Raw genomic sequence first — 19,064 nt, 5'->3', positions numbered from 1 at the left:
CCGCCTCTAGCGCGGCTTGTCGTTGAGTTGATAATTCAAATGCGTTCGCACCGTAGGCCATTCGGCCGCGGTGATGCTGTAGACCACGGTGTCGCGTAGCGTGCCGTTCGGCGCGACCTGGTGGCTGCGCAGGATGCCGTCCTGCTTGGCGCCCAGGCGCTCGATGGCGCGGCGGCTCTGGTGATTGAAGAAGTGGGTGCGGAATTCCACCGCGATGCAGTCCAGGGTTTCGAAGGCGTGGGTGAGCAGCAGCAATTTGCACTGCGTGTTGAGCGGGCCGCGTTGCGCGCTCTTACCATACCAGGTCGAGCCGATCTCGACGCGGCGGTTGGCCGCATCGATGTTCATGTAGGTCGTCATGCCCACGATCTTGCCGCTGCCATCGAATACGGTGAAGGGGAGCATCGAGCCGGCGGCCTGAAGACCGAGCCGGCGGTCGATTTCCTTGCCCATGTTGTCCGGCGTCGGGATTGCGGTGTACCAGATGGTGGAGAGCTCACCATCCTTCACGGCCTCGCTCAGCCCCTCGCGGTGCTGATGCGACAGCGGCTCCAGAGCGGCATGCTGTCCGCGCAGGGTGATGGGATCAGGCCAGGGCATTTGAAACTCTCTCCTTTGTCATTGCGAGGAGCGAAGCGACGAAGCAATCCAGACTGTCACCGCGGACGCATTCCTGGATTGCTTCGCTTCGGTTGCAATGATGGTCACTAGCACCGTTTACTTGTTAAGGAAATTCAACGGCAAACCGCTGCGCGGCCAGTCCATGGCGATCAGCTCGCCCTTGCCGGAGAGGGTGATGTAGGCGGTCTTCAGCTCGGGGCCGCCGAAGGCGATGTTGGTGGTGACGCGGTCGCCGGTCGGGATCTGCTCGACCAGCGTGCCATCGGGCGCGATCACCGAGATGCAGCCGGAGACGAGGGTGGCGACGCAGACATTGCCGTTGGCTTCGACCGCCAGCGAATCGAACATCTGGTAGCCGCCGAGGCCGCAGATCGGTTTGCCCCGCTCGCCGCGATAGATCGCGTCGCGCGGCTTGAGCGTGCCGGGCGCGGAGAGCTCGTAGGCCCAGAGCCGGCCCGTCGGCGTCTCCGCGATGTAGACGGTGGTCTCGTCCGGCGAGAGGCCGATGCCGTTCGCCGGCAACACGCCGTGGACGACCTCGACGATCTCCTTCATGCCGGGCTTGAGATAGTACATGCCGCCGACGTCCATCTCGCGCGCGCGGCGCTTGCCGAGATCGGAGAACCAGAGGCCGCCCTGCTTGTCGAACACCAGATCGTTCGGCCCGCGCAGATCGTGCTCGGCGCATCTGGTCACGACGGTTTCGATCTGGCCGGATTGCAGATCGACGCGCTGGATCGAGCCGCCGAGATAGCCGTCGGGCTGCGGACCCGGCATGATCATGTTGCGGGTCGGGATCCAGGAGAAGCCGCCATTGTTGCAGATGTAGATCTTGCCGTCGGGGCCGAGGGCTGCGCCGTTCGGGCCGCCCGGAATCTTCGCGACGACCTCCTTGCGCCCGTCGGGATGGATTCGGGTCAGGCGCTGGCCGCGGATTTCCACCAGCACGACCGAGCCGTCCGGCATCACGACCGGCCCTTCGGGAAATTCGAGGTCGGTGGCGAGAACGCGGACGTTGGACATGTGGGGACCCTCCCGGCTGCTTGTTATGACTTGCGCGGGATGTCCGGCACGGGCCCCACACGCAAGATTGCCTGCGGTTATGACAAAGTCACCGGGGCTTGCCAAGCAAGCCGGATGGTATGCCAGCGTTGCGCGCTAATCTCGCACGGGTATCCAAATCTCCAGGCCGCCATTGCCGGTGGCGGGATCGAATTTCTCGTCGTAGCGCTCGAAGTTCGGCGCATCGGCAGCCTTCAGGCCGGAGGCCGGCAGCCACTGATTCCAGATCGCGTTGACGGTGCGCCTGATCGAGGCGACGTGGTCGGTGTGGGTGAACACCGCATAGCGCTGCTCGGGGATGCGGATACGGCCGAAGGGGCGCGGCAGTTCGGAGAAATCGGCGACCTCGACGCCGGCAATGTAGTCGAAATTGCCGGCATCGTCGCCGTTGCAGCAGACGCCATAGGCGACCGGTCCAACGCGCGCGGGAATGTCGGCGACCTCCTGGTGGAAGCGCTGCCACAGTCCAGGAATGGCCGCGCCGTTGTCGCAGGAGATGCGCTCGCTGATGCCTGCGACGAGGAAGGCCTTTGTGGTTTCGAAGCGCGGGTTGGCGAGTTTGTCCGAGATGGTTGAATCCATGAGGATCGGCTCCTGAAGCTTGAGATGGCCGGTGCATTGCGCGGCGCGCACCGCTTCGGGCGTGGTGCCGAACTGGTCGCGGAACGCGCGGGTGAATGCTTCGTGCGAGCCGTAATCGGCCTCCAGCGCCAGCGACAGGATGTCCGGCGCGCCATTCGCAAGACTGCGCGCCGCTTCACTCAGCCGCCGCGCGCGCACGTACCGCATCACCGGCAGGCCGGTGGCTACGGCAAACGCGCGCACGATGTGGAACCGCGACACGCCCGATATCGCAGCGATCTCGTCGAGCGTCATCGGCTCGGCCAGATGGCTCTCGACATACCAGAGCGCGCGCTGGGCTGGGTTCATGGCGTTTCTCGTTCGAAGCGCGACCATGATGCACGGAAGTCCGCGGGTTTCGCTTGATCGGCGTTGCGGTCCCGCAGGAGGATAACGCCGGAACAGCCACTGGCAACGTCCGGGCGTTCATGGCTACACTCGGGACGTCCTTGAAACCGCTCACAAGAAAGCAGGAGGAACCGCGTCATGAAAATCACCGATGTGCGGGCGCACCATATCCGCATCCCCTATGACGCTGGTGTCGCGAGCTTCCGTCAGGGCGCCTCCGCCATCACCGCCCTCGACATGGTGATCCTCGAGGTCACCACCGACGCCGGGCTCACCGGCTGGGGCGATGCCTTCGCCTATGTCTGCCCCCGCACCACGCGCAGTGCCGTCGAGGAAATGATCGCACCACAAGCCCATGGGCTGCAGGTTCCCGATGCCGCCGGCATCCCCGCGGTGATGGACCAGATCCAGCGCAATCTGCATCTGTTCGGCCGTTACGGCATCACCATGTTCGCGATCTCCGGGCTCGACATCGCGCTGTGGGACCTCGCCGCCAAGATCGAGGGCGTGCCGCTGAACCGCCTGCTCGGCGACACCAGGCGCTCGGCCATTCCGGCCTATGCGAGCCTGTTGCGGATCGGTTCGCCCGACAACATCGCCGCCGAATGCAAGAAGGCGCTCGCACTCGGCTATGGCGCCATCAAGCTGCACGAGACCACGGCGCCGGCGGTGTTTGCCGCGCGCGCGGCGATCGGGCCCGGCATTCCGCTGATGGTGGACATGAACTGCCCGCTGTCAGGCGAGCAGGCGGTCGCGTTCGCCAGGACATGCGGGGACGCGCAGCCGATGTTCCTGGAAGAGCCGGTCTGGCCGCCGGAGGATTTTGCGGCGCTCGCCGAGGTCCGCAGCAAGGGCGGGCTCGGCGTCGCCGCCGGCGAGAACGCCTGCACGGAATATCAATTCCGCCAGATGATGGAGGCGGGCGCGGTCAGCCACGCCCAGCCGTCGGTGATCAAGGTCGGCGGCATCACGGAATTTCTGAAGGTTGCGGCGCTCGCGGATCGGCAAGACGTCAAGATCGTTCCGCACTCCCCGTATTTCGGCCCCGGCCTGCTGGCGACCTTGCATCTCCTGGCGGGGCGCGACGACGGGTTGGTCGAGATGTTTTACCTGAAGCGCGAGGCCTGCCTCTGGGGCGGCCGCGCCGATGTCGATGCCACCGGCCATGTCGCGGTGCCGACCGGACCTGGGCTCGGCTATGAGCCCGCCCGCAGCGTCATGGAGCGATATCGCGTCGCCTGAGCGCGGCGCCTATTTCGCCGCATCCTTCGGCGGCGGCGCATCCTGTTTCTTCTTCACATCCTCCGCGGTCTTCGCCTGCGCGGCCTGGAGATCGCCGAGCATCTTCTGCAAGCCGGCCACGGTCGTCTTCAACGCATCGATCTGGCGAGCCGCGGCGTCCAGCTTCTGCTGGTGATCGAGGTTGAACTTGGTGATCGTCTTCTGGAGGAAGTCGACGTTGCTCTGGAGGCAGCTGGTGCGGCGCTCCATGGTCTTCTCGACGGTGCAGATCTCGATACCGGGCACGTCCTGCGCGCGGACCGGCACAATCGCCAGCGTAGCGAGCAGCAACATCGCGAAACAAACGACGGCGCTTCGAAGCAGCATACAGGTTCCTTGTCAAATCAATCACGGCAATGTGCGCTTTTTGCACGCAGCCTGTCGAGGCTACCACACTCGCACCGCATTCTCGCGTTGAGCTTGCGGCTGTTCCCTCGCACGGGGAGCGATGATCTGCACGCGGAGGAAATGGGCACTCTTTCCGCGGCTTTGTTTAAGGGAGTTTTTTGATGGCAACGCGCGACAGACGACTGGCGGAATTCGACGGCGCCGGAGAACCGCCGCCCGGCCTTGCAGTCGAAGTGCTGTGCGAGGACCACAGCGGAACGTATCAGCTGCCGTTCGCCTGCCGCTATATCGAGGGACGCTGGCAGAACCACGCGGCCGGCGTCGCAGTTGAAGCAACCGTCATCGGCTGGCGCGTCCCGCGCATGAAGCATTCGGGCGTGGCCTGAGCACTGATTTCTGTCTCAAAATGCAACGGGGCCGCGTCCCGGCTTTAACCTTCGGAACGCGGCCCGAACGAATCACGTCCGAATCAGCCGTAGCGCCCCGTACGCGCCTGTTCACGGCTAGATGTCGCAACCGGCCAGCGCGCGCATACAATATCTGCACAGCGCGTGAGCGGGCTCAGCCCACCACGGGCGTCAAACGTTAACGCCTTCAATGACATGACCGCGGGGTGCGGCGGTTGGATGCTCGCTCCCAAAACAGGCAGATGGCACCCGGCCTGCCTAATATTCGACCTCGAGCTCCTCGATCTCGGCCGGCTCATCCCGTGCCGCCGCGATCCATTCCTTCATCTCCGGCATGGCGATGATGGTATCGGCATAGGCTTGCAGCTGTGGCTCGAGCTTGACGTTATAGGTCACGAAGCGCGTCACCACCGGGGCGTACATCGCGTCAGCCATGGTGCGGGTCTCGCCGAACAGGAAGGGGCCGCCCGATTTGTCCAGGCAGTCGCGCCAGATCGCCCAGACGCGATCGATGTCGGCCTGCGCGCGCGACCAGATCTTGAAGCCGGGGAAGTGCCCCTTCAGATTGACCGGCAGCGAGGCGCGCAAGGTGGTGAAGCCGGAATGGATTTCGCCGCAGATCGAGCGGCAATGCGCGCGCTGAACGCGATCCGCGGGCAGCAGCCCGGCATCCGGCATCGCCTCGTTGAGATATTCGGCGATCGCCAGCGTATCCCAGACGATCGCGCCGTCGTGCCGCAGGCACGGCACCAGGATCGACGACGACAATAGCAGGATTTCGGCACGCGCCGACGCGTCGTCCGGCGCGGTGACGATCTCATCGAAATCGAGCCCGGAAAATTTCGTCAGCAGCCAGCCACGCAGCGACCAGGACGAATAGTTCTTGCTGCTGATGGTCAGTGTCGCCTTCGCCATATGGCCTTCCCTCACGCCTAAGACTTGCACCCGCCTGGACTGCGGGAGTGCGCACCGCCTGTGCTTCCCGCCAAAAGAGCAGCAAGCGACGTGCCAATCTTGAGGACGGCCCATCTCCGGTTTGGCTCCGATATTGCATAGCAGCACGGGGACAGGTGGGCGTTTCAGTATGATGTCGATGTATTATCAGGCCTTTCAGAACCATATGGACCTGACGGCGCCGTGGCGGTCGGGGGCTTCGTCCGCACTCAAATTCCTCAATCTGGTGCCGCAGGGCTTATCGGATCAGGTCGTCGGCCGGCTGTCGGCCGCGCTGGAGTTGATCTCCCGCTCCACCCTCACCTATCACCGCCCCGCCTACGGCATCGACAGCGTCATGGTCGGCAATCGCGAGGTCGCCGTAACCGAGGAGATCGCTTACGCGACCCCGTTCGGCTCGCTGCTGCGTTTCAAGAAGGAAGGCGTGGGCGAGCAGCCGCGCATGCTCCTGGTGGCGCCGATGTCCGGCCATTTTTCGACGCTGCTGCGCGGCACCGTGAAGACGCTGCTGCAGGATCACGACGTCTACATCACCGACTGGCACAATCCACGCGACATTCCCCGCAGCGAGGGCCGTTTCGGGCTCGACGACTACACCGAGCATCTCATCGACTTCCTCGGCCAATTAGGCCCCCGCCCGCATATGGTCGCGATCTGCCAGCCCTCGGTCTCCGCACTCGCGGCCGCCGCGATCATGTGCGAGGGCAACCATCCTTCGCGGCCGGCGACGCTGACGCTGATGGCCGGCCCGATCGACACGCGCATCCAGCCGACGAGGGTCAACGAATTCGCCAAGAGCAGGCCAATCGACTGGTTCGAGCAGAACCTGATCAACTACGTGCCGATGCAGTGCCGCGGTGCCCTGCGGAAAGTCTATCCCGGCTTCGTGCAGCTCACCGCCTTCGTCTCGATGAATCTCGAGCGCCATATCAAGCAGCACATCGATCTCGCCGATCACATCGCCAAGGGCGAGAAGGAGAAGGCGGCCAGCATCAAGACCTTCTACGACGAATATTTCGCCGTGATGGACCTGCCCGCGGAATTCTACATCGAGACCGTGCGAGACGTGTTCCAGGAGCATCTTCTGCCCCAGGGCAAGCTGATGCATCGGGGACGTCCGGTGAACACCAAGGCCGTCAGCCGCATGGGGCTGATGACGGTCGAGGGCGAGAAGGACGACATCTGCTCGATCGGCCAGACGCTGGCCGCGCAAGACCTCTGCACCGGCGTACGCGCCTACCGCCGCGTCCACCACATGCAGGCCGGCGTCGGCCATTACGGCGTGTTCTCGGGCAAACGCTGGAACAACGAGATCTACCCGCTCTTGCGGGATTTCGTGCACGTGAATTCGTAACCCGTCAGCCCCTGGCCCGTACGTCACGTGCGAACCTCAACGCGCAATTGCAGTGAGGCGACCGGAGATGGGTCAGGATCGAGACGTCTCTCCTGACCAAACGGCTAGCTAAACAAACCGCACGTGCCTAATGCACTTGCTTGAGCAGCTCTCTGGCTTCAACGACTTCGGGAAGATTGCGCTCCGCATCGAATTCAGCGAGCACGGGAGCGAGCACCTCGGATACCGCGCCCGCTCCGCCATTTGTCTTATGCAGGCGTGCAAGTCCAATGGCGCTGCGCAGCTCGAAAGTCTTCACCCGTTGGTGCCGTGCGATTTCAAGCGCTCGGCTTAGCGCAGTTTCGGCCCTGGCTAGGTCCGAAGGATCATGACGCAACAAAAGCTCCCCGTAGACGCGATGCAGCTCGGCATCAAGCCAATGCTGACCGGATTGCCCCGCCCATGCGATCAATCCGCTCAAGATTTCCAGCCCGTTTTCGAGTTGGCCCGACTCTGCATCCGCCATGGCGACATGCATCCCCCAAAACGGCTCACAGAGGTAGCAGTCATTCTCGTGCAGCAAGGTCCAGCCGCGACGCATTTCCGTTAGCCCGGCCATTCCGTCGCCAGCGCGCCACTTGGCCAGGCCATTCAGGTAAGTGCCGGCGGCCACATACAGCGGCATCGTGTGGTCGCGAGCGAGACCAAGCGCCAGGATCGTCTCTGTTTGCTGCAACATGCCCCCGCATAGTCCGTCGAACACAGCTCGATGAACAAGCGCATTGGCCTGAGAAAGCGCCCGTTTTTCTCCGGAAGCCCTTATCGCTTCCGCGGCGAGGCGGCGTGCGCGGGCGATCCTGCCAAGGGGCCAAAGCACCAGGGCAAGAAACCTCATGATCACGAATGGGAGATCCAGCGCCGAGCCCCTGAACGTCGCGGGATCCGGCTCGTCACCATAGATCTCTAGTGCCTTCTCAAGATGTAATCTCGCGTTCAAGTAGTCGCCCCCGAACCAGCAGGTAACCCCGCCCGTCCAATGTGCAACGACGGCGGCCACCGGTGAGGCCGGTCGCCGGTCAGCGGCGTTCACGATGGCATCCACCAGCGCCTGCATCGGCGCGAGTTCGCCGTGTGTCAGGCAGGCATTGAAGAGACCCGAATGGACCGGCGCAAGTTCAACCGGATCATTGATGTCGGCTGCGAACTGTCGGGCGCGCGTCCATGCGGCGACCGTTTCGGGAGCGCTGTGCCCGAGGCTGCCCCGTAATGCACGGCCATATGCGATTTGAAGATGTAGCCTACCCATCATCCGGTCGTGCTCATCGGGCAGGTCATCGGCGATGGCAATCGCCTTGCCGAGATGTGCAATCGCCTCGGAATAAGCGGAGCGTTTCAGCGCCTGCAGGCCCGCCTTGCGCCACCATTCGAGGGCGACCTCGTTCAGCCCCGCCTCAGTGAAGTGGTGTGCCAGAACTTCCGGCTCAGTCTCGGCGACGACTGGAAACTTCTCGCGCAGGACATCGCCGATGCGCTTGTGAAGCACCTGCCGTTTGCTCTTGAGCAGGCTCTCGTAGGCCGCTTCCTGAACGAGGGCGTGCTTGAAACTATAGTTTGCTTCGGGCGGAGCCCCGCGACGCACCAGCAGTTCGGCCTCTTCGAGTTGCGCTAGCGCAGCGCTCAGCGTCAGATCATCGCGTCCCGCCACATATCTCAGCAGCGCGTATGAAAAGTCGCGACCGATGGCGGCGCCTATCTGCGCTAACTCCTTGACGGGGGCCAGCCGGTCAAGCCGCGCCATCAGCGAATCCTGCAGCGTCGCGGGAATAGCGAGCGGCGGGAGCGGATTATCGAGACGATAGCGCCCGGCATCTTCGAGGAGTAGCCCGGACTCCAGCACCATCTTGGTCAATTCCTCGACGAATAGTGGGATGCCATCCGTCCTATCGATGATCTGCTTCATCATCTCGCGTGGCAGCTGGCGACCAACGGCCACCTGTTCGACCAGCGCGCGCGAGTCCCGCCGATCGAGTCGGTCGAGCCGCAACAGACTGACGTTGGCAAGGCCCGACCAGGAGGGCTCGAACTCTGGCCGGGATGTCATGAGCACGAGTATCGGCAGTCCTCTGATACGATCGACCGCGAGATCGAACAGTTCAAGTGTCGTGGCATCGGCCCAATGCATATCCTCGCAGATAATCAGCAGGGGTTGCTCTCGCGCCAACCCCTCAAGCTGATCCAGAAGGGCGGCAAATGTCTGTCGCCGCTGCTGCGCCGGGCTCAAAGCCAGCGGCGGACAATGGTCGCCGGTGGGAATCGAAAGGAGAGCCGCAATGAGCGGTGTCGCTTGGGCGACCTGCTGTGTTCCAAGCGACAGCATTGCCTCGAGCTTGTCGAGCTTTTGCCCAGGCGTGTCGTGCGACCGGATGCCGGCGGCGCGCTCGAGCTGCGCGACAAAGGGATGGAGCACACTGTTGGTATGGTAGGGCGAACACTGATATCGCACCCGGCGGTGCGCCCCCAACGAGGGGCTTTCGGACAGGGTTGCGACAATGCGCGACTTGCCGATGCCCGCTTCGCCAGAAATCAATACCATCTGGCCCTGCCCCTGCCATGCCAGCCGCTGGCGCGAGAGAGTGAACTCGATCTCGTCCCTGCGGCCGACAAAACCGATCGAGCGTACCGCGCGGACCGCCTCGAAGCGACTCTCGGATGCGATCGCCCCCTCCACCGCCCAGACTGCGATTGGTTCGGCTATCCCCTTGACCTCACGGCGGCCGAGATTGCGAAACGTGAAGAGATCACCAAGCAGCCGGCGCGTCGACGAAGCAACGACGACCGCGCCCGGTTCCGCCAGGCTCTGGAGCCGAGCGGCGAGGTTTGGTGTGTCGCCGACGGTTGCCTGCTCCTCTGATGCATCTCCACTGATGAGGTCACCGACCACCACAAGCCCTGTCGCAATTGCGATGCGCAGTTCAACCCGTTCGTCGGCGCCCGTTTTGAGCTGCCCAATTGCGGAGATAGTGTCGAGGGCAGCTCGTACTGCGCGCTCCGCATCATCCTCATGCGCGCGAGGATAGCCGAAATAGACGAGTATTCCGTCGCCAACGAACCTGGCTATCCTGCCGTCATAAGCGGCAATGACGCTCGCGCAGGCGGCGCGGTAGGCCCGGATCACTTCCCACATATCCTCGGGATCGAGACGCGCCGAGAGCGCGGTCGAGCCGACCAGATCGCAAAACATAACGGTGAGGTGGCGCCGCTCGGCGTCCTGAGGAGGGGTCGGCGATGCGATCAACGCGGCTGGATCGAGGTCGGCAATAGCACGCAGCATTTTGCGGCGATGGCCTAGCAGGACTCCGAGCTTTTCAAAGTCCTCGTCCATCAGTTCGGGGAGGACGCCCACGTCGATTCCATTCTGGGCAAAACGCTCTGCGTATTGCCCAAGCCCCAGTTTCTCGAGCCACTCCGCAATCTGCATTGGCTCCACCGATCGTGTGGTTGGCGGTTAGCAGGATTTTGGACCACGGCGCGGGGACGATATCCCAACACCGCCATGATGGCACGTCTTGTTTGTTGTGCGATAATTTAGGTTACTCAGTACCGACACGGCTTCCAAGCCGGGTCGCCGCCCGATGCGAACGACTGCGCTACCAAAAATCGTCTTCCCGCAGCGTTGGACGACAGAGGTTGCGATGAGTGGTCACTACTCACTCCGGACCTGAAATCGAATCCAACACTGCGGCTTGTGCACTCGTCATGACGCCAAGCAGACGTTCTTGCGTGAGGACAATTCCTTCATTGCTTGTCCATGCGCGCTTCGTAGTTGCGAGCCATCATGCCCGCCGCAACTTGGAGCGAGGAACCAACCACCCAACAGCCGGCAACAAAGGTTATCAGGCCATTGGCTGGGTTTTGATCAAGGACAAGGATGCTGACGGACAGAGTTGCGGCAATCGCGGCGCCGAACGTTCCAGCCGCACTCATGATCTCAGCCGGCTCGGAACCATTCCACTCTTCCGAGTTGCTCGAGATCGACTTCCGCGCGACACTGCGAGACAAATCAATTCCGACATAATAGCTGAGAGCTCCATAGAGCATCGTTATCAGCACGATCCAGCCGCTTTCAAACAGTCCGCCTTTCTCACGCAACAGGGTCGCACCCACATAGAGGCCACAGGAGGCCCCAACGGCTGCGAGCCCAATTCTTTCAAGAAGATGGGCCGACCTGATCAGACCGGAACGAGCGATCCGAAGATTGCCGGAGCCCCTCGTTAGGGAAAATGCGCTGGAAACTGCATCACTAATTTTCATTGGGGGTCTCCTTCTTAGGTAAGTAGCGGCCTACCGGCCGACCCCGAATAGAGGCAGCCTCGTGGACGCGTTTTGCGATTGCCTTGATTCCAATTTCTGAAAAATCTGTGCTGAGTGATGGGGCTGGCTTGCTCGTGAGCAAGACGAGAGCCAATCCAAAGCTGCGAGCACGCGGCTACGCAGGCATTGCATCTCACCCGTGTCGGTCAGTTAGGTCCGGGTGCGGCAATTTCTTGCGGGAGTGATAGCTCGAAAGAGAGTGATGAAATATGAGACGGTTCACATAACGCGGTTCCCCGTCGCTCTATCCGATCACAATTTCCGGAGGACAAGTCTGCATCGTCGCGAGACCCGGGAGCACGGGAGCACGGGAGCTGAATCAGTAAACAAGTTGTCCCGCGTCTCGCCGACATCAGATCTATCCCCTCATACCGTGTTTCGTGCACGTGAATTCCTGAAGCGCGAGCAAGCAATCAGCAGGATCGGACAAGGCAGCGCGGCTTTAGGAAAGACGCCGGCGCTCCGCCAGCCCTAACACACGGACATGCCGCTTTTGCCGGAGGCCAAGCCATGTCCGAACTTCCCACCCCCGCTGCAACACCCGCCGCGGTCGTCGATGCATTGAAGGCGGTCGCAGGCAATCCGCCGAAGGTGCGCGCGAGCTTCGCCAAGGGTCGATGTGTGCGCGGGACCTATGCCCCGTCCGACCGCGCGGCAGAGATTACGCGATCGCTGAGCTTCACAAAACCGTCGCGCGTGCTGGCGCGCTTCTCCGTCGGCGGCGGCAATCCCGGGGTGACCGACACCAACAACCTCGTGCTGCGCGGCTTCAGCTTCAGGCTGGGCGACGACGCCCATCGCTCGGACATCCTGACGGAAACCGCTCCGGTGCATTTTGCACGGACGCTCGACCAGATGCTCGCCTTCCTCGAGGCGCGCATTCCGGGTGCGGACGGCAAGCCTGACATCGAGAAGGTCCGGGCCTTTTCGGCAGCCAATCCTGAAACACTGAACCAGGCGAATTACGTCGCGGCACGCCGGCTGCCCGGCAGCTTTGCCGGCACGACCTATTGGGGCGTGCACTCCTTTCCCGCGACGAACGCGAAGGATGAGACCCGCTTCATCAAGTTCAAGGTCTCGCCGGTCGGCGGCGACGTCACCTTGAGCGAGGACGAAGCGAGGGCGAAGTCGGCCGATTTCCTGCATGACGATCTCGCGCGGAGGATCGTAGCCGGCGACGTCCGATTCAACGTGATGGCCTTGCTCGACCGTCCCGGCGATCCCACTATGGACGTGACCCTGCGATGGCCGGACGAGGACAACCGTGAGCAGGTGCGGCTGGGGACGATCGTCATCACCAGCCTCGAAGCCAACGCGGCCTGCGACGGCTCCATCTTCAATCCAGCCAATCTTGCCGACGGCATCGGCCATCCGCCGGACGAGATTTTTGCGGCGCGCCGCACGGCCTACACGATCTCGCTGGCGAAGCGTCGGTAACTTCAAGTCTTGTCCCGTCCACCATCCGTTTCTCGGCGCCATGCGCCCGGACTGACGCCGACGATGGACGAGAACACCCGCGTGAAATGGCTCTGATTGGCAAATCCGGCCGAGATGGCAATCTCGGATAACGGCAGGTCGCGGACTGTCATCAGTTGCTTGGCCGCCTTGACGCGCTGTTGGAGCAGCCATTGATGCGGCGGCAGGCCGGTGGAGATCCGGAATGCGCGTGAGAAGTGGCTGACTGACAGGCCAAGCTCGGTCGCGATCAGCTGCAGCGCGATCTTGCCCGAGAGATCGGAATCGAGCCGGTCACACGCACGCTTCACCTGCCATGGCGCGAGACCGCCGCGGCTCGGTTCCGCGGCCGGCTTCAGCCCACCATAGGTCTGGGCGACATGGGCGGTGAGCGCGAGCATCATGTGATCGACGAAAAGCTGGTTGGTCTCGTCGGGCCGACACAGTCCTTGCCGCAACGAGGCACCGACATGTCGAACGACCTCGTCGTCATGACCGACACCGGGCTCGTAGCTGAGCTCGCCTACGCGCGGCCCGCCCGGTTGCCTGGCAACGCTGTTGAGCGCCGAGCGCGGCAAATAGAAGAAGAGCGAGTGAAACGGCTTGTCGATCACATAGCGCGGGTCACGCTTGAGGTCGTACAGATAAGTCGCACCTGCGCGAACATCCGCCTTGGTGACACAGCGGCCCTCCTCCCAGCATTCGCAATCCGGATAGTCGCGGAGTTTCAGGCTGAGGAGATAGGCATCTTCCGCAGCCAGCGATCCGGAAATATCCGGTGTCGGATCGTCGTTGCGGACTTCGGTGACCGCGAGCTCGGCGCTGTGCAGCGAACGCGTGATCAGGACCGGTGCTTGCTTGGAGCGAAGGCCCTGCCCGAGCCTCTGCCCGTAGACGCCTGCTTGTGTCATTCTAGTAAATCCATCCGTAAAGGCACGTCTTCGCCGGCCTTCCCGAGATCCGCGCATTATCGGAGATCGCCGGCCGACGGTCCAGCTGCAGCGCATAACACGAAGCTGGCGCGGCCAGCCGTCGCACCGGGCCGTGCCGCGATGATTTCATTGTGATTTCAGCGTGATGTCACCGGCCTGGCGTCGCGAAGGACACCACCGTTGACCTGCCCGGCAGATCGCGGGGCGACTTCATCGTGCATTTTGGAAATAATTTGCGGCCTGCGCACGTCAGTTGGACCATTCCTCGCCCCAGAGCTGGACGACATGGCCCGGCGACACCTCACGAAATTGACGCACGGGCGGCTGGTAATCGGGCGCGCGCACCGGGCTTCTGATCTCGTCATTCGTGGCCTCGCGCCTGGTGCCGCGGCGCGCTGGATCGGGCACTGGCACGGCCGCCATCAGCTTCTTCGTATAGGGATGCTGCGGATTTCCGAACAGGGCCGCGCGTGGACCGGTTTCGACGATCTCGCCGAGATACATCACCGCGACGCGATGGCTCATGCGCTCGACCACCGCGATATCGTGGGAAATGAAGAGATAGGCAAGTCCCATGCTGGCCTGAAGGTCCAGCATCAGATTGACGACCTGCGCCTTGACCGAAACGTCGAGCGCCGAGACCGCTTCGTCCGCGACGATCAGCTTCGGTCCGAGCGCGAGCGCGCGGGCAATGCAGATGCGCTGGCGCTGGCCACCGGAGAATTCGTGCGGAAAGCGCGCGGCCATGTCGGCGGTGAGACCAACGCGGACAAGCAGGTCGGCGACCTTCTCCCGTGCCTGCGACGCCGTGACGAGCCCGTTGGCGAGCAATGGGGCCGCAATCGCCGTTCCCACCGACATGCGCGGGTTGAGGCTCGCGAACGGATCCTGGAACACGATCTGCATCTGCTTGCGAAAGTCACGCAAGGTGCGGGCATTCATCGCCAGCACATCCTGCCCGTCCACCAGAACGGTGCCGCTGTCCGGCTCCGTCAGCTTGAGAATGGAGCGGCCCGTCGTCGACTTGCCGCAGCCGGATTCGCCGACCAGCGCCAGCGTCTCCCCGGCGCGCAAGGTGAAGGAGATGTTCTCGACCGCATGGACGCGGCCCGAGACCTTGCCGAACAGGCCCGAGCGGATTGGAAAGCGCGTCGTGAGGTTGGAGACCTCGAGCAGCGGTCGCTCGGCAATCGAGACCGTATCGGGCGTCTCCGCCGGCTCGTCAGAGGTCCCCGTCACCTTGTCGACGGTCGGAAAACGCATCGGCCGCGTCCGCCCGTCCATCGAGCCGAGGCGTGGCACGGCCGCGAGCAGCGAGCGGGTATAAGGATGCGAGGGTGAAGCAAAGATGCGCGCGGTCGCATCGGTTTCCACTGCCTGGCCGCCATACATCACCACGGTGCGGTCCGCGATCTCGGCCACCACCCCCATGTCGTGGGTGATGAAGAGGATCGACATCTCCTCTTCCTGCTGAAGCTCCTTCAGAAGCTCCAGGATCTGGGCCTGGATCGTGACGTCGAGCGCGGTGGTCGGCTCGTCTGCGATCAGCAGCCTCGGCTTGCAGGCCAGCGCCATCGCGATCATTACGCGCTGGCGCATGCCGCCGGAGAAGCGATGCGGATGCTCGTGGAAGCGCGATTTCGCCGCAGGTATCCGCACGCGGTCGAGCAGGCATATGGTCTCGACCTCCGCCGCCGCGCGCGACAGGCCGCGGTGCTGGATCAGTGCTTCCGCAATCTGGAAGCCGATGGTCAGCACCGGATTGAGGCTCGTCATTGGCTCCTGGAAGATCATGGCGATTTCGTTGCCACGAACATCCTTCATGCTCGCTTCGGGCAGCGTCAGCAGGTCGCGACCGGCAAGCCGGACGCTGCCTTCGACGCGGCCGTTCTCCTTCGGAATGAGCCGCATGATCGAGAGCGCAGTGACGCTCTTGCCCGAACCGGACTCGCCGACGATCGCCACGGTTTCCCGCGAGGCAATATCGAACGACACGTCGCAGACGACGGGAATCCATCGCCGCTCACGCAGGAAGGACGTCGTCAGGCCGGAAACCGACAGCACCGGCGACTGCGCGTTGGCAGCGATTTGATCAGCTCCGCTTGCGCCCATGCTCATGCCAGTGTCCTAATAGCCGCGACTACGATCGACACGCCCCGGCAATTCTTCACCGCGGCGGTGGCGCGCAATCACATCCAGCACGAAATCGACCGCCGTATCCGGCGTCGTCATGCTGGCATTGTGCGGCGTGACCAGGATGCGCGGATGGCTCCAGAAAGGGTGACCCGCAGACAGCGGCTCCGGCTCGGCGACATCGAGGACAGCACCCGACAACGCGCCGCTGTCGAGCGCCGCGAGAAAGTCGGCTTCGACCAGATGCGGGCCACGCCCGACGTTGACGAGCGACGCGCCGCGCGGCAGGCGCGCGAACAAGTCCGCATTGAGGATGCCGCGGGTCTCATCCGTCAGAGGCAACAGGCAGACGAGAATGTCGGTCTGCGCAAGGAAATCCGGCAACGTCCCCATGCCCGTATAACAGGTGACGCCGTCGATCTCGCGCATCGATCGGTTCCAGCCGAGTAGTGGAAAGTCGAAAGCCGTGAGGCGTTCGAGCACGGCCTGGCCGAGTTGGCCGAGACCCATCACGCCGACGCGCCGCCGCTTCGCCGGCGTGATCCGGATCTCGCGCCAGACCTGCGCCTTCTGCTGGGCGATGAAGTGCAGGAGATCGCGATGCAGGGCGAGCACCGCCATGGTGACGTATTCGACCATGGTCTCGGCGATGCCAGGCTCCAGCATGCGAACGAGCGGAATGTGCGCTGGAAGTTTTTTCGCGTCGAACTGATCGACACCCGCACCGACCGAGAAGACCAGCTCGAGATTTGGGAAAGTCGTCGCGATGTCGTCGGGCGGCACCCACGCCACGAGATAGCGGATGTCGGCGGGATCGCCGATGTCGGGCCAGAGCCGGAATGGCACATCGGGCGCGCGCTCGGCGAAGAAGCCCGCCCATTCAGCGCCCCGAACCATGTTGGCCTTGTAGAGAACCGTCATGCCGCCAAAACTCTCAGAACGGGCTGACCGGCGCGAGCCGGCGGCCGTCGATCAGGCGCTTGTGGCTGTAGGCCGCGGGATCGACCAGCGGCGTCGCGCCCGTCACGATGTCCGCCGCGAGCTTGCCGGCCGCAGGACCGATGCCAAAGCCGTGGCCGGAGAAGCCGGTGGCAAGGAAGAAGCCAGGCATGGCATCGACCGGCGAGATGACCGGAATGGTATCCGGCGTGCAGTCGATCGTCCCGCCCCAGGCTTCCGCGATCTCGATGTCCTTCAATTCAGGGTTCGACTTGATCAGCGAAGCCAGCGCGGCATTGACCAGCGACATGTCAGGCGCGGGATCGCGCACCCGCTCGGTCTCGAATGGCGACGGCTTGTCCAAGCTCCAGTTCGTGCCGCGCATGAGCTGGTCGAAGAAGGATTTGCCGAACGACAGTTTCAACCCATTCTTGCGATGCAGATAGGTCGGCCAGAAAGTTCGCGCGTACCGGAACAGATCAGGCGACAGTTCGACCGTGCCGCGGTTGCGTAGCGCCAGGGTAAAGCCGCCGTCGAGGCGGCGGCGGATGCAATAGAAATCGGTGCCGAGCGCACCGGAGGTGATCTCCGGCCCCGGCGTGGTCCGGCACGCGGTCGCATTGACGAGGCCGATCGGCAGCTCGATGCCGTGGCGACGGCAGAATAGCGACGACCAGGCGCCGCCGGACAGCAGCACCGATTGCGTGCGAACGGTGCCCTTCTCGGTGACGACGGCGCTCACCCGTCCACCTTGCGTCTCCAACCCACGCGCGGCGCAGCCCTGATGAATCGTGACGCCGTGCTTTCGCGCGGCGGTCGCAAGCGCCGGCACGGCCATTGAGGGCTCGGCGCGCCCGTCGCTCGGCGTGTGCAATCCGCCAACCCATGTCTCGGCATTGCCGGGCAGGCGCTCGGCGACCTCCGCCGGCGTCAGCACGGTCGAGTGAACCTGCATCTCGCGCGCCGTTGCGGCCCATCGCTCCCAGCTGGCGAGCTCGTCCTTGCTCTTGGTCAGGAACAGCACGCCGGTACGGCGGAAGCCGGCATCGACGCCGGCATCGTTTTGCATGTCTTCCCACAGCCGCAGCGCCTCGCGGGCCAGCGGGATCTCCTCACGCGCGCGGCCCTGCTGGCGGCACCAGCCCCAATTGCGGCTCGACTGCTCGCCGCCGACATGGCCCTTCTCGACCAAGGCGACGGAGAGGCCCTTCTTTGCGAGATGATAGGCCGCGGAGACGCCAATGACGCCGCCGCCGATGACGACGACATCCACCTGCGCTGGCAGGCGCTCGTCACTGTTTATGCGGGTGAGCGGCGGGGACATGGGAAACTCCAGATATTCAGTTCGATCGAGACAGCTCGGCTCGTCGCTAGTTTGCAGATCATGGGATGTTCATCCGCGGATCGAGCGCGTCGCGCAGGCCGTCGCCGAGGAAGTTGAAGCTCGTCACCGCAAGCGTGATGGCGAGGCCCGGTGCAATCGCGAGCCAGGGCGCGCTGGTGAGATAGATCTGCGCGTTATTGAGCATGTTGCCGAGGCTCGCGGCCGGCGGTTGGATGCCGTAACCGAGATAGCTGAGATAGGATTCGAGCAGAATGGCCTTGGCCACGTTCAGCGTCGCCGCCACCACGATCGGCGCGATCGCATTGGGTACGAGCTCGCGGAACATGATCCGCAGATTCGACGAGCCGAACGCGAGTGCAGCAACCGCAAACTCGCGCTCCCGCAGCGAGCGCACCTGGGCCTCGACGACGCGGGCCACCCACATCCAGGCGGTTGCCGCGATCAGCACGGTGGTGGTGATGAAGCCGGGCTCGATGAGCGCCGCGAGCGCAAGCAGCAGGAAGATGGTCGGAAAGCAGAGCATGGCATCGACGAGCCGCATCAGCACCGCGCCGACCACGCCGCCATAGAAGCCGGCGAAGGCCCCGACGACGATGCCCACCGCCATCGCCATCACCATCGCGACGAAGCCGATCGACAGCGAGACGCGCGCGCCCATCATCAGCCGCGCCAGCACGTCGCGGCCGAGTTCGTCGGTGCCGAGGATGTGCGCGCCCGACAGCGGCGGTGCGAACCGCTTCATGATATCGATGTAGGTGTCGTCGAACGGCAGGAGGTACGGGCCGAATGCCGAACCGAGAACAAGGACGAGAATGATCACCGCGCCTGCAAGTGCAAGCCGGTGCCGACGAAATCGCCGCCACGCGGCCTGGCCGGGTGCGGGTTGAGCGCTGGACAAGTCTACGGTCGTCATC

Annotated in this window: 16 protein-coding genes; 4 read left to right on the top strand and 12 right to left on the bottom strand. The window is 63.6% G+C overall.

The genetic code is table 11. The features are described from left to right. Positions 1–6 precede the first annotated feature (6 nt). The 3 genes from IVB13_RS05425 to IVB13_RS05415 all read right to left on the bottom strand — a co-directional run bounded on the left by IVB13_RS05425 (position 7) and on the right by IVB13_RS05415 (position 2,613). Positions 7–600, bottom strand: coding sequence for a GNAT family protein (locus IVB13_RS05425; protein ID WP_018454118.1), 594 nt, complete (start codon positions 598–600; stop codon positions 7–9). Between the two features lie 117 nt (positions 601–717). Continuing rightward, positions 718–1,644, bottom strand: a complete 927-nt coding sequence (locus tag IVB13_RS05420) for an SMP-30/gluconolactonase/LRE family protein (RefSeq protein ID WP_085395672.1) — start codon at positions 1,642–1,644, stop codon at positions 718–720. 135 nt (positions 1,645–1,779) lie between these two features. After that, positions 1,780–2,613, bottom strand: a complete 834-nt coding sequence (locus IVB13_RS05415) for an AraC family transcriptional regulator (protein ID WP_162496389.1) — start codon at positions 2,611–2,613, stop codon at positions 1,780–1,782. Between the two features lie 177 nt (positions 2,614–2,790). On the opposite strand from IVB13_RS05415, the gene IVB13_RS05410 reads away from it, so the two are divergent. Further along, on the top strand, positions 2,791–3,894 hold the full coding sequence (locus tag IVB13_RS05410; RefSeq protein ID WP_085395674.1) for a mandelate racemase/muconate lactonizing enzyme family protein: 1,104 nt from the start codon (positions 2,791–2,793) through the stop codon (positions 3,892–3,894). A 9-nt stretch (positions 3,895–3,903) separates the two neighbouring features. On the opposite strand, the gene IVB13_RS05405 is transcribed toward IVB13_RS05410, so the two are convergent. Continuing rightward, the gene (locus IVB13_RS05405; protein WP_085395675.1) at positions 3,904–4,260 is read right to left on the bottom strand and encodes a hypothetical protein; all 357 of its coding nucleotides are present in this window, start codon (positions 4,258–4,260) and stop codon (positions 3,904–3,906) included. Between the two features lie 182 nt (positions 4,261–4,442). On the opposite strand from IVB13_RS05405, the gene IVB13_RS05400 reads away from it, so the two are divergent. Further along, complete coding sequence (locus tag IVB13_RS05400) at positions 4,443–4,667, top strand: hypothetical protein (RefSeq protein ID WP_018454113.1); 225 nt, start codon at positions 4,443–4,445, stop codon at positions 4,665–4,667. A 279-nt stretch (positions 4,668–4,946) separates the two neighbouring features. Here IVB13_RS05400 and IVB13_RS05395 read toward each other — a convergent pair whose 3' ends face one another. Next, on the bottom strand, positions 4,947–5,603 hold the full coding sequence (locus IVB13_RS05395) for a glutathione S-transferase family protein (RefSeq protein ID WP_085395676.1): 657 nt from the start codon (positions 5,601–5,603) through the stop codon (positions 4,947–4,949). Between the two features lie 169 nt (positions 5,604–5,772). Here IVB13_RS05395 and phaZ point away from each other — a divergent pair, with 169 nt between their 5' ends. Next, entirely contained in the window at positions 5,773–6,996 is a 1,224-nt protein-coding gene (phaZ, locus tag IVB13_RS05390) for a polyhydroxyalkanoate depolymerase (RefSeq protein ID WP_018454111.1), read from the top strand. A gap of 127 nt (positions 6,997–7,123) precedes the next feature. Here the strand turns inward: phaZ and IVB13_RS05385 are convergent, their stop codons facing one another. Both IVB13_RS05385 and IVB13_RS05380 read right to left on the bottom strand, forming a co-directional pair. Further along, entirely contained in the window at positions 7,124–10,453 is a 3,330-nt protein-coding gene (locus IVB13_RS05385) for an adenylate/guanylate cyclase domain-containing protein (protein ID WP_247294985.1), read from the bottom strand. A 317-nt stretch (positions 10,454–10,770) separates the two neighbouring features. After that, on the bottom strand, positions 10,771–11,286 hold the full coding sequence (locus IVB13_RS05380) for a hypothetical protein (RefSeq protein ID WP_204512115.1): 516 nt from the start codon (positions 11,284–11,286) through the stop codon (positions 10,771–10,773). 570 nt (positions 11,287–11,856) lie between these two features. Between IVB13_RS05380 and IVB13_RS05375 the strand changes: the two genes are divergently transcribed. After that, positions 11,857–12,783, top strand: a complete 927-nt coding sequence (locus IVB13_RS05375) for a catalase family peroxidase (RefSeq protein WP_085361470.1) — start codon at positions 11,857–11,859, stop codon at positions 12,781–12,783. Positions 12,784–12,785: 2 nt separating this feature from the next. Here IVB13_RS05375 and IVB13_RS05370 read toward each other — a convergent pair whose 3' ends face one another. The 5 genes from IVB13_RS05370 to IVB13_RS05350 form a co-directional block, all read right to left on the bottom strand. Beyond that, the gene (locus IVB13_RS05370) at positions 12,786–13,712 is read right to left on the bottom strand and encodes an AraC family transcriptional regulator (protein ID WP_085385352.1); all 927 of its coding nucleotides are present in this window, start codon (positions 13,710–13,712) and stop codon (positions 12,786–12,788) included. A gap of 270 nt (positions 13,713–13,982) precedes the next feature. Continuing rightward, entirely contained in the window at positions 13,983–15,851 is a 1,869-nt protein-coding gene (locus IVB13_RS05365) for an ABC transporter ATP-binding protein (RefSeq protein WP_204512116.1), read from the bottom strand. Between the two features lie 9 nt (positions 15,852–15,860). Next, entirely contained in the window at positions 15,861–16,787 is a 927-nt protein-coding gene (locus IVB13_RS05360; RefSeq protein WP_204512117.1) for a glyoxylate/hydroxypyruvate reductase A, read from the bottom strand. A 13-nt stretch (positions 16,788–16,800) separates the two neighbouring features. Further along, entirely contained in the window at positions 16,801–18,129 is a 1,329-nt protein-coding gene (locus IVB13_RS05355; RefSeq protein ID WP_247294987.1) for an FAD-binding oxidoreductase, read from the bottom strand. Between the two features lie 58 nt (positions 18,130–18,187). Next, positions 18,188–19,063 carry an ABC transporter permease gene (locus tag IVB13_RS05350; protein ID WP_085361475.1) on the bottom strand — a complete coding sequence of 292 codons (876 nt, stop codon included), beginning with the start codon at positions 19,061–19,063 and terminating at the stop codon, positions 18,188–18,190. Position 19,064 lies beyond the last annotated feature (1 nt).

It is taken from the genome of Bradyrhizobium sp. 17, assembly GCF_023073515.1.
Classification (GTDB): Bacteria; Pseudomonadota; Alphaproteobacteria; order Rhizobiales; family Xanthobacteraceae; genus Bradyrhizobium; species Bradyrhizobium canariense_D.
This window is presented reverse-complemented; position numbering and strand designations above follow the sequence as displayed.